Genomic DNA, 10798 nt, shown 5'->3' with positions numbered 1-10798 from the left:
TTGTGGCATTACAATAATGAGCGAACTCATCAGGGAAAAATGTGCTGCGGGCGTACGCCGATGGCCACTTTACTCGATGGAAAACGGATCTGGGCAGAAAAGAATCTGAACCAGATGTAATCTGACAGACACCTGTATAAGTAATCGGTAACTGTCAGATCAGGTCTGAGCTAGTAGCGTTAAGGCAATAAATAGCGTTGCATTTCACGCTTATTCTCGCGATGGCTGTATCAGCATAGGAATTATCCTACCAACTCCAAATTCTCATTTGCGGAGGGAGCATGCTCGACAAACTTGACGCCTCATTCCGGTTTCAACAGGAAGCGTTGAATCTGCGTGCCCAACGACAAGAAATCTTGGCGGCGAATATCGCCAATGCTGACACGCCGGGTTATCAGGCGCGCGATATCGATTTTTCCAGCCAGCTCAAAAAAGTGATGGAGCAAGGCCGAGTGAGCGGCACGGGGATTGCGTTGAAAACCACCTCCACTCGTCATATCCCGGCACAGAACTTTCAGCCGCCAGAACTTGATTTACTGTATCGCGTTCCCGATCAACCTGCCCTGGATGGCAATACCGTTGATATGGATCGTGAACGTACCAATTTTGCCGACAACAGCCTGAAATATCAAACCAGTCTTACCGTATTGGGTGGTCAGATCAAAGGCATGATGTCAGTACTGCAATCAGGTTCATCCTGAGGGTGATGGAAGAGGAGGCTAAGGCGTTATGTCACTGCTAAGCATATTTGATATTTCCGGTTCCGCACTCTCAGCGCAATCCCAGCGTTTGAATGTCAGTGCAAGTAACCTAGCGAACGCAGACAGTGTGACTGCCCCAGATGGGCAACCCTATCGTGCCAAGCAGGTTGTTTTTGAAGTAAATGCTCCGGCAGGTCAGGCAACGGGAGGAGTGCGAGTCTCCAACGTTATCGAAGACCCTTCCCCTGCGCGTCTGGTTTATGAACCCGGTAATCCGTTAGCGGATGGGCAAGGTTATGTCAGTATGCCAAACGTGGACCCGGTCGCGGAGATGGTCAACACCATTTCTGCATCGCGCAGTTATCAGGCCAACGTCGAGGTGCTGAATACAACGAAGACGATGATGCTGAAAACATTGACTATCGGGCAATAACTGGGAGATTCGTATAAATGTCGGTAACGATTAATGATACCACTTCCGCCAGTAAGACGAGCAGTACCAGCAGCTCGTCAAACTCCGTAACGGCAAACACCAGTGCTGATCTACATAATCAATTTTTGACGCTGCTGGTCGCTCAGTTAAAGAATCAGGATCCCAGTAACCCGATGGACAACAATCAATTGGTCAGTCAGTTGGCGCAGTTGAACACCGTAAGCGGGATTGAGAAGCTCAACACGACACTCGGTTCTATTTCTGGGCAGATCAACAAGAACCAGTCTATACAGGCAACGACTCTGATTGGTCATGGTGTGATGCTTCCCGGAAACGAGATTTTGGTGGGTAATGATACCAGCACACCGTTTGGCCTTGAGCTTGAAAGTGCGGCTGAAAACGTCACTGTTACCATCACTGACAGTACAGGTAAGGTGGCGCGCACCCTTGAACTTGGTGCGCTAACCGCCGGTGTGCATTCATGGGGTTTGGATGGCAAGTTGGCAGACGGTACTGCTGCTTCTGATGGGTCCTATACCTTTACTGTTGCGGCCAGCACGAATGGGGCTCAACAAACTGTACAGCCATTACGTTATGCCTTGGTTAATGGGGTTGTTCGCAATGACTCTGGTGCCCAATTGGATTTGGGGCTGCAAGGCAAAGCGACCTTGGATGATGTGCGGCAGATTTTGTAACTGAAAGACAGCATTGAGCACAGAATCTGGCCTACCTCGAAACCTGGTTCTGAAGCATGAATTAACCGACTCATCCGGAGAGCACCATGAGTTTTTATCAAGCGGTTAGCGGCTTGAATGCCGCATCGAAACAGCTGGACGTAATTGGCAATAACATTGCCAACTCGTCAACTGTGGGATTTAAAACGGGTACCATTGCATTTGCAGATATGTTTGCTGGTGGTACTGGCTTAGGAACAAAGGTTTCGTCCACATTGCAGGATTTCTGTGATGGCTCACTAAATTCCAGTTCACGAGCACTGGATGTTGCAATCAGAGGTAATGGTTTCTTACGTGTGCAGGACAGTAGTGGTTCTGTGTATTTTAGCCGCAATGGTCAGTTCACACTGGATGGTGCTACCCGTAATATCGTTAATATGCAAGGCATGCAATTGACCGGTTATCCTGTTGTTGGCACGCCGCCTGTTATTCAGCAAGGTGCTGATCCGGTACCGTTGACTATCCCTGAAACAGCGATGGCTGCTCAACAGACGACTGTCGCGTCAATTATCGCCAACCTTAATTCATCCGATGCCGTTCAGGTCTTCGATCCTGCTAGCCCGGAAACGGCGAACTATAAGGGATCGATTACTGTCTACGATACATTGGGCAATCCACATAATATCGGGCTGTATTTCGAAAAAACAGGCGATAACGCCTGGACGGTAAACGTGCAGGATGGCTCAGTAACAGGTGCTGATTTCACTAAAATTGCACTGGAGTTTACGGAAAGCGGAGCGTTGAAATCGCAGACACCGACGATTACCACTGGTAAGTCGACGGTTGTCACGGGAGCCAGCACCATCCCACTACCGGCACTGAATGGTTCTCTGGCATCGACCTTCACGCTTGATTTTGCTGGCAGCGTGCAACAGAACTTTAGTGCGAACAGCAACAAAACACCTACGCAAAATGGTTATCCGCCCGGAGATTTGGTCGGTTATAGCGTTAGTGATGGTGGTGTCATCACCGGTAAATACTCCAACGACAGAACACAACCGTTGGGACAGATTGCGCTGGCCAGTTTCTCTAACCCGGAAGGTCTATCAATCCAAGGAGATAACGTTTGGTCCAGTACGGAAAAATCTGGTCAGCCAGTTATCGGGCAGGCTGGCGTGGGAAGCCTTGGGTCGTTGCTTGGCAATATGAAGGAAAGTTCCAACGTGGATATGAGTAAAGAGTTGGTGGATATGATCGTTGCTCAGCGTTTCTACCAGTCTAATGCGCAGACTATCAAAACGCAGGATTCCATTCTGCAAACATTGGTCAGCTTGCGTTAATCGTTTTAGCGGAGATATTCCATGGATCACGCTATTTATACCGCGATGGGCGGAGCTAGCCAGTCACTTGAAAAGCAAGCGATCACGACCAACAACTTGGCGAATGCGTCAACACCAGGTTTCAAGGCTCAATTGGCTGCGTTGCGCGCTGTACCTATCAATGGACCGACGTTACAAACGCGTACTCTGGTGGTGGCCTCTACGCCAGGGGCGGATATGTCGGAAGGTGTGATGGATTACACCGGGCGTTCCATGGATATTGCACTGCCAAAAGAGAGTTGGTTGGCAGTGCAAACCGCGAATGGTGAAGCCTATACTCACAATGGGAATATGGAGATCAATGCTGATGGTCAGTTGACCATCCAGGGGCGCGTTGTCGTTGGAGACGGCGGCCCGATTGAGATTCCACCCAATGCGCAAATCAGTATTTCCGCTGATGGTACTATCTCCTCACTCAATGCAGGCGATGCTCCCAATACGATAGCTCAGCTAGGTCGGTTGAAACTGGTGAAAGCAACCGGGAAAGAAGTAACGCGTTCTGACGACGGTTTATTTCGTTTGACCCAAGCGGCCCAGCAGCAGCGCGGCAACGTATTACAGAATGACCCCACTGTACGAATCATGCCCGGCGTACTTGAAGGCAGCAATGTCGATTCAGTCGGTGCCCTAGTGGATATGATTGCTAACTCACGTCGCTTTGACATGCAGATGAAAGTGATTAGCAGTGCCGACACTAATGCACAGAGTGCCAATCAACTATTGGCAATAAGCTAACACGCCATTTGCGTGAAGGAGTTGCTTTATGATCCGTTCGTTGTGGATTGCAAAAACCGGTTTGAACGCACAGCAAACCAATATGGACGTTATCTCCAACAACTTGGCGAACGTCAGCACCAATGGGTTTAAACGTCAACGCGCTGTGTTTGAAGATCTGATGTATCAAACCATCCGCCAGCCAGGTGCTCAGTCGTCGGAACAGACAACGCTGCCTTCTGGTTTACAATTGGGTACCGGGGTTCGCCCAGTGTCTACTGAGCGAATTCATACTCAGGGTGGGATGTCGGAAACCGGAAACTCCAAAGATGTCGCTATCAATGGGCAAGGGTTTTTCCAAGTGCAGATGCCTGATGGTACGACGGCTTATACCCGTGACGGCGCATTTCAACTGGACGGTAATGGTCAGTTGGTAACCTCAAGTGGCTATCTGGTTCAGCCAGCCATCACGATTCCTGCCAATGCCACGGAACTCACCATTGGTCGCGATGGTGTTGTCAGTGTCAAGTTGCAAGGGCAGACGGCAACGAACCAGATTGGGCAAATGACGTTAGCGACCTTTATCAATGACAGCGGCTTGGAAAGCATTGGTGAAAACCTCTATCTGGAAACCACCAGTTCAGGTGCGCCCAATGAAATCAACCCTGGTTTGAACGGGGCTGGCCTGTTGTGTCAAAAATTTGTAGAAACCTCTAACGTCAACGTGGCAGAAGAATTGGTCTCAATGATCCAGACGCAGCGTGCGTATGAAATCAACAGTAAGGCTATATCTTCCTCCGATCAGATGTTGCAGAAATTGACCCAGCTGTAAAACTGGGCGATTAACGGGGCGATGGTGTGGATAAAACGGCAATACATTTGATATCCGGTTTATTCTGTCATTGCCCCGTTGAGTATGAATAAATGGGCAACCTTTTAAGGTGATATCCGTAGTGATGATGATGCAAAGGCCGGTTACCAAGTTGTTGTGCCAGCCGCAATCTCTGATGTTGGTCGTGATTTTTACGCTAAGTGGTTGCGCTTATATTCCTTATGATAAAGTTGTTAACGGCCCCACGTCCGCGCAACCAGCGCCACCCACGACTGCAGCGCCAAATGGATCTATCTTCCAGGCTGTTCAGCCTATGAATTATGGCTATCAGCCGATGTTTGAAGACCGTCGCCCGAGAAATGTGGGTGATATATTGACCATTGTTCTGCAGGAAAATGTAAGTGCAAGTAAGAGCTCGTCGGCTTCTGCCAGCCGCGACGGCTCCTCGTCATTTGGTGTGACGACTGTACCGCGCTATCTGGAAGGTCCATTAGGTAATAATCGCGCTGACCTTGAAGCTTCAGGCAAAAATGATTTTGCCGGCAAAGGTGGAGCCAATGCTAACAACACCTTCAGTGGCACTATTACGGTGACAGTGGGGCAGGTGTTAGCGAACGGTAACTTGCAGGTTGTGGGCGAAAAACAGATTGCCATCAATCAAGGTACCGAATTTATACGCTTCTCTGGTGTTGTGAACCCGAGAACCATCAGCGGTACTAACTCTGTGCCTTCGACTCAGGTGGCCGATGCCCGTATCGAATATGTGGGTAACGGTTATATCAATGAAGCGCAAAACATGGGTTGGTTGCAGCGTTTCTTCCTCAACGTTTCTCCGTTCTAAGCTAAGTGAAGAGGTACCGAATGCGGATCGCGTCGTTTTTTAGCCTGATGTTAGCCTTGGTGGCTTTCCTGCCTGCGAGTTCGCAGGCCGACAGGATCCGTGACCTTGTCGATATACAAGGCGTGCGGGAAAACTCCCTGATTGGTTATGGTTTGGTTGTGGGGCTTGATGGGTCTGGTGATCAGACGATGCAAACACCTTTTACCAAGCAAACCCTGACCAACATGTTGTCACAGTTGGGTATCACTGTGCCGGCAGGCACTAACATGCAGTTGAAAAACGTGGCAGCAGTGATGGTGACAGCAAAACTCCCGGCCTTTGGCCGTGCTGGGCAATCCATTGATGTGGTTGTCTCTTCAATGGGCAATGCCAAAAGTTTACGCGGTGGCACGTTACTGATGACCCCGTTAAAAGGGGTGGATAACCAGGTCTACGCGTTGGCGCAAGGTAACGTACTGGTCGGCGGCGCAGGTGCGGCCGCCGGCGGTAGCAGCGTACAAGTCAACCAATTGGCGGGCGGTCGCATTACTAACGGCGCAGTGATTGAGCGGGAACTGCCTTCGACCTTTGGTGCATCCAACCTGATCATGCTGCAATTAAAGCAGGATGATTTCTCCATGGTGCAGCGTGTGAGTGATGCCATTAATCGCTCCGGTCTGGGGGGCAGCGCCACGCCAGTTGACTCACGTACTATTCAGGTGATCGCCCCGCGTGGCAGTAGTTCTCAGGTGCGATTTTTGGCAGACGTACAGAATCTTGATGTGAATATCGGTGTGCAGGATGCCAGGGTTATCGTTAACTCTCGCACCGGTTCAATGGTGATGAACCGTGAAGTGACATTGCAAAGTTGTGCGATTGCGCAGGGTAATCTCTCTGTCACTATCAACCAGCAACATGTTGTAAGCCAACCAGATACGCCGTTGGCGGGGGGGCAAACCGTAGTCACTCCTCAAACCGAAATATCACTCCAGCAGGGTGGCGGTGCATTACAGCGGGTTAATGCCAGCGCCAATCTGAATAACGTAGTGCGTGCGCTGAATTCATTGGGGGCGACACCGATGGAGTTGATGTCGATTTTACAAGCAATGCAGAGTGCAGGTTGTCTGCGTGCTAAACTGGAAATCATCTAATGGCCGATATTCAGTCCCTCAATAATGCCGCGTATGACGCGCAGTCACTCAATTCACTCAAGCGCGAAGTTTCTACCGATCCGCAAAACAAAGAGGGAATTCGGGCAGTAGCGCGCCAGATGGAAGGCATTTTTGTTCAACTGATGATGAAAAGCATGCGTTCGGCTTCTATAGAGGATGGGCTGCTCAATAACGACCAAACGCGGCTCTATACCTCAATGTATGATCAGCAGGTGGGGCAGCAAATTGCATCTGGTAAAGGGCTGGGGTTGGCTGATGTTATGGTTAAGCAACTTACGGCTACGCAGAACGTAGGGAGCCCTTCTTCCACCACGGCCGAGGAAAGTGTTCCAGCAGTCCCATTACGTTTTGACGGTACACTGCTCAGAACAATGCCGACAGCCGAGGTAGAGCAGATGGTGCGTAAAGCCTTGCCAAAATTACCTTCCAGCGGCTCGGCGTTGCCGCTATCCAGCAGCAATTTTGTTTCGCAACTCGCTGTGCCTGCGCAGATTGCCAGCCAGCAAAGCGGGATCCCTCATCACTTGATTATGGCTCAGGCCGCGCTGGAGTCCGGTTGGGGACAACGCGAAATTCCAACGGCGGATGGTCGTCCGAGCCACAACCTGTTTGGTATCAAAGCGGGTAGCAATTGGGATGGCCCTGTTACCGAAATCACCACCACAGAATATGAAGATGGCGTGGCGAAAAAGGTCAAGGCAAGCTTCCGTGTTTATGATTCTTATATGGATGCGTTGGGTGATTACGTCAAATTGCTGACCAACAACCCACGTTATAGCAATGTGGCAGCAGCAGGCAGTGCTGAGCAAGCTGCCCACGCCTTGCAGCGTGCAGGTTATGCTACCGATCCTCAGTATGCGCAAAAGTTGATCACCATGATTCAACAAATGAAGATTACCAGTGAAAAAGCAGTTAAGGCTTACACACATGATTTAAGCCAACTATTTTGATTTTTTCTGAAGATTTTCCCTGTTTTGCCGATAACCTGAATCAGCGATGAAAGTGAATAACGCACTTTCGGCATATTATCAACGTGTACGGCATTCACGCCTGTAGAAAGGAAGTTTACATGTCCAATTTGGTAAATACCGCAATGAGTGGGTTGAAGGCAGCACAGGCAGCATTGAGTGCAGTCAGCAACAATATCAGTAATCAGGCGGTGACTGGATACAGCCGACAGACTGCGCTGATTGAACAGGCCACAGGAACAAGCACAGGCGGTGTTTATATCGGTAATGGCGTGAATCTGGTATCCATTAATCGTGATTATAACCAATTTATTGCCAGCCAATTGCTCTCAGCACAAGCCACCAGTAGTTCGGTAACTACCAGCTACGAACATATATCGAAAATTGATAACTTGCTGGCAAGCAGTACAACCAATCTCTCTACATCCATGCAGGAATTTTTTGCCAACCTGCAAAACGTTGCGAATAATGCAGGCGACTCATCAGCCCGTCAAACAATGATCGGCAAAGCGCAAGGGTTGGTAAACCAGTTTCAGGTTACCGATAAATACTTGCGTGACATGGAATCAAGCATTAATAGCGAAATCAAAAGCGTGGTTGGGCAGGTAAATACCTACACCAGTCAGATTGCTAATCTGAATAAAGAAATTACGCGTTTGCAGTGGGCTAATAAGGGGGCTCAACCTAACGATTTGCTCGATCAGCGCGATTTGTTGGTGGATGAACTCAACAAATTGGTGGGTGTGGACGTCACAATTCAAGATGGCTCTATTTACAATGTGTCACTCAAGAATGGAATGAACTTGGTTCAGAGCACGCGCAGCTTTGATTTTGTGACGATTCCCTCTAGCAGCAATCCACAGCGTGTTGCTGTGGGGTATGACGATCCGACCGTTGGTGTGAGTGAGCTCCGTGACAGCACCTTATCCGGGGGTAAGCTCGGTGGGTTAATTTCTTTCAGAACGGATCCCCTTGATATTACACGTAATCAGGTCAACCAATTGGCGCTGGCGTTCGCGGATGCGTTTAATACCCAACATAAAGCCGGGTATGACTATCACGGTGATCCTGGTGATGATTTATTCCAATTTGGCGGACCTGTTGTTTACGAAAATAGCAAAAATACCGGTAATGCGGTGTTAAATGCGACCTACACTGATACAAAATCGGTGCAGGCAACAGATTATTCGATGCGTTTCAATGGCACTTCATGGGATATCACGCGTACCGCTACTAATACTACGATAACGGGGCTGACTCCGGATGCCGATGGCAAGCTTTCGTTTGATGGACTTGAAGTCACCATTACAGATGGTGCCACCCCAACAGCGGCAGGTGATACTTATCTGCTTAAACCGGTAAGTGATGTCATCATTGATATGAAAGTGTCCATCACCGATCCGAATAAAGTGGCTACAGCTTCAACCAAGCTGGATGAAGATGGCAACGAAGTGCCCGGCGAATCAGGTGGTCCCAGTGACAACACCAATGCCAAGGCACTCTTGGCGTTGCAGAATGAAAAAATTGTGGGTAATACCGCGACATTTACCGGTGCCTACGCCAGTATCGTGGGTGATATTGGTAACCAGACCAACACGTTGAAGATCAACAGCACCGCACAAAAGAACGTTGTTACACAGCTCACTGCTCAGCAACAGTCCGTATCGGGTGTCAATCTGGACGAAGAATATGGCGATCTGATGCGTTACCAGCAGTATTACATGGCCAATGCGCAAGTGATTCAAACCGCACAGGCACTTTTTGACGCGTTGTTATCTATCCGCAGCTAATTGGTGATCGAATAAAGAGGAACTTATACCATGCGCTTAAGCACCAGCATGATATATCAGCAGAATATGAATGGTATTCTGAATGGTCAGTCGATTTGGCAGAAAGCTGGCGAGCAATTAGCCAGCGGTACGAAAGTTTCGACACCTTCTGACGATCCGATCGCTGCCTCTCAGGCCGTCATGATCGGGCAGGCCCAGGCGGAAACTTCTCAATTTACTTTGGCCAGAACTTTTTCTCGGCAAAATATGTCGCTGGAATTGACCGTGCTGGAAAGCGTTGTCACGGCGGTGACCTCGGCTTCGACAACCGTGATCAGCGCCGGTGGTGTTGGAAGTAACGATGACCGTAACACTCAAGCCGAAGTTCTTGAGGTGATGAAGGCACAATTACTGAATATTGCCAATACTACGGATGGCAATGGTAATTATATTTTCGCAGGCTATCAGACGACAACCGCTCCTTATGTGCAACACCCTGTAACCAAAGTAGTAACCTACACGGGTGGTCATACGGCAATATCGCAACAAGTTGATTCCAGTCGCACCATGACGGTAAGTAATATTGGACCACAGGTATTCAACAGTGCGACGGGGGATGCAGTGAAAGAGCCCGATGGTTCTATCCAAAAAGATCTGTTTGCTACCTTAGATATCGCCATCAATGCGCTGAAAACACCGATTGCTGACGGTGATAATGCGGCGCGTGAATCGCTTCAAAGTTCACTGGATACGGCAAATAGAGGGCTTCGGAACTCACTGAATAACGTCTCGTCTGTTCAGTCTACGCTCGGTATTCAGTTAGGAGAACTTGATCAGTTGGATGCGATTGGGGCTGACCGCACGATGGCAAACTCGCAGGCAAAAAGCGCATTAGTGGATACGGACTGGCTATCTGCTATTTCGACTTATGTTATGCAACAAGCCTCATTACAAGCTGCTTATACCACATATCAAAATATGTCGGGTATGTCACTGTTCCAGATTAATCGGTAATTGACGACGGTGATGCGGCACAGATTTGAATACGCTTAAACCGGGCGTATTCTTTTGGCATGTCATTTGTATTAGTCGCGACTAGATCTGACACTGGACCTTGAAAGGCTGAGAGTTACCGGTTTTGATATGGGTGTCTGATCCTTAAACAAAACGCGAGGTAACTCTCATGCTTCATACTGACAATCCCATTATCAAACACAAAGCCGGCCTGCTCAATCTCGCCGAAGAACTCGGTAACGTATCAAAAGCCTGCAAGATCATGGGCGTGTCACGCGATACATTTTACCGTTATCAGGAACTGGCTGCTGAAGGCGGCATT

At 49.1% G+C, this 10798-nt stretch carries 12 protein-coding genes and 1 pseudogene; all 13 read left to right on the top strand.

From position 1 onward, the window contains the following. A pseudogene (locus tag QZ506_RS06055) lies at nucleotides 1-120 on the top strand (IS481 family transposase); the annotation flags it as partial. Between the two features lie 161 nt (nucleotides 121-281). Further along, nucleotides 282-701, top strand: coding sequence for a flagellar basal body rod protein FlgB (gene flgB, locus QZ506_RS06050; RefSeq protein WP_291969759.1), 420 nt, complete (start codon nucleotides 282-284; stop codon nucleotides 699-701). Nucleotides 702-729: 28 nt separating this feature from the next. Beyond that, entirely contained in the window at nucleotides 730-1134 is a 405-nt protein-coding gene (flgC, locus tag QZ506_RS06045) for a flagellar basal body rod protein FlgC (RefSeq protein WP_291969757.1), read from the top strand. 17 nt (nucleotides 1135-1151) lie between these two features. Next, on the top strand, nucleotides 1152-1829 hold the full coding sequence (gene flgD, locus QZ506_RS06040; RefSeq protein WP_291969755.1) for a flagellar hook assembly protein FlgD: 678 nt from the start codon (nucleotides 1152-1154) through the stop codon (nucleotides 1827-1829). An 86-nt stretch (nucleotides 1830-1915) separates the two neighbouring features. After that, nucleotides 1916-3148, top strand: coding sequence for a flagellar hook protein FlgE (gene flgE / locus QZ506_RS06035; RefSeq protein ID WP_291969753.1), 1233 nt, complete (start codon nucleotides 1916-1918; stop codon nucleotides 3146-3148). A 21-nt stretch (nucleotides 3149-3169) separates the two neighbouring features. Further along, nucleotides 3170-3922, top strand: a complete 753-nt coding sequence (locus QZ506_RS06030) for a flagellar basal body rod protein FlgF (protein WP_291969751.1) — start codon at nucleotides 3170-3172, stop codon at nucleotides 3920-3922. Between the two features lie 28 nt (nucleotides 3923-3950). Next, on the top strand, nucleotides 3951-4733 hold the full coding sequence (flgG, locus tag QZ506_RS06025) for a flagellar basal-body rod protein FlgG (protein ID WP_291969749.1): 783 nt from the start codon (nucleotides 3951-3953) through the stop codon (nucleotides 4731-4733). A 127-nt stretch (nucleotides 4734-4860) separates the two neighbouring features. Next, nucleotides 4861-5574 (top strand): flagellar basal body L-ring protein FlgH, encoded by a 714-nt coding sequence (gene flgH, locus QZ506_RS06020; RefSeq protein ID WP_291969786.1) that lies wholly within the window; start codon nucleotides 4861-4863, stop codon nucleotides 5572-5574. A 20-nt stretch (nucleotides 5575-5594) separates the two neighbouring features. Beyond that, nucleotides 5595-6704 (top strand): flagellar basal body P-ring protein FlgI, encoded by a 1110-nt coding sequence (locus QZ506_RS06015; RefSeq protein WP_291969748.1) that lies wholly within the window; start codon nucleotides 5595-5597, stop codon nucleotides 6702-6704. Beyond that, on the top strand, nucleotides 6704-7675 hold the full coding sequence (flgJ, locus tag QZ506_RS06010) for a flagellar assembly peptidoglycan hydrolase FlgJ (RefSeq protein ID WP_291969746.1): 972 nt from the start codon (nucleotides 6704-6706) through the stop codon (nucleotides 7673-7675). The genes QZ506_RS06015 and flgJ overlap by 1 nt, the downstream gene beginning before the upstream one ends. Before the next feature lie 119 nt (nucleotides 7676-7794). Next, nucleotides 7795-9483, top strand: a complete 1689-nt coding sequence (flgK, locus tag QZ506_RS06005) for a flagellar hook-associated protein FlgK (protein ID WP_291969744.1) — start codon at nucleotides 7795-7797, stop codon at nucleotides 9481-9483. Nucleotides 9484-9513: 30 nt separating this feature from the next. After that, nucleotides 9514-10476 (top strand): flagellar hook-associated protein FlgL, encoded by a 963-nt coding sequence (flgL, locus tag QZ506_RS06000; protein WP_291969742.1) that lies wholly within the window; start codon nucleotides 9514-9516, stop codon nucleotides 10474-10476. 169 nt (nucleotides 10477-10645) lie between these two features. Continuing rightward, on the top strand, nucleotides 10646-10798 hold a 153-nt coding region (locus QZ506_RS05995), incomplete at its 3' end, for a helix-turn-helix domain-containing protein (RefSeq protein WP_291969785.1).

The sequence above is a fragment of the Candidatus Symbiopectobacterium sp. genome (assembly GCF_020054415.1).
In the GTDB taxonomy this organism is placed as follows: Bacteria; Pseudomonadota; Gammaproteobacteria; order Enterobacterales; family Enterobacteriaceae; genus Symbiopectobacterium.
This window is presented reverse-complemented; position numbering and strand designations above follow the sequence as displayed.

Bases quoted from the DNA above. Each gene is read 5' to 3' on its own strand.
- flgB (WP_291969759.1), top strand. From the start codon at position 282: ATGCTCGACAAACTTGACGCCTCATTCCGGTTTCAACAGGAAGCGTTG.
- flgC (WP_291969757.1), top strand. From the start codon at position 730: ATGTCACTGCTAAGCATATTTGATATTTCCGGTTCCGCACTCTCAGCG.
- flgD (WP_291969755.1), top strand. From the start codon at position 1,152: ATGTCGGTAACGATTAATGATACCACTTCCGCCAGTAAGACGAGCAGT.
- flgE (WP_291969753.1), top strand. From the start codon at position 1,916: ATGAGTTTTTATCAAGCGGTTAGCGGCTTGAATGCCGCATCGAAACAG.
- QZ506_RS06030 (WP_291969751.1), top strand. From the start codon at position 3,170: ATGGATCACGCTATTTATACCGCGATGGGCGGAGCTAGCCAGTCACTT.
- flgG (WP_291969749.1), top strand. From the start codon at position 3,951: ATGATCCGTTCGTTGTGGATTGCAAAAACCGGTTTGAACGCACAGCAA.
- flgH (WP_291969786.1), top strand. From the start codon at position 4,861: ATGATGCAAAGGCCGGTTACCAAGTTGTTGTGCCAGCCGCAATCTCTG.
- QZ506_RS06015 (WP_291969748.1), top strand. From the start codon at position 5,595: ATGCGGATCGCGTCGTTTTTTAGCCTGATGTTAGCCTTGGTGGCTTTC.
- flgJ (WP_291969746.1), top strand. From the start codon at position 6,704: ATGGCCGATATTCAGTCCCTCAATAATGCCGCGTATGACGCGCAGTCA.
- flgK (WP_291969744.1), top strand. From the start codon at position 7,795: ATGTCCAATTTGGTAAATACCGCAATGAGTGGGTTGAAGGCAGCACAG.
- flgL (WP_291969742.1), top strand. From the start codon at position 9,514: ATGCGCTTAAGCACCAGCATGATATATCAGCAGAATATGAATGGTATT.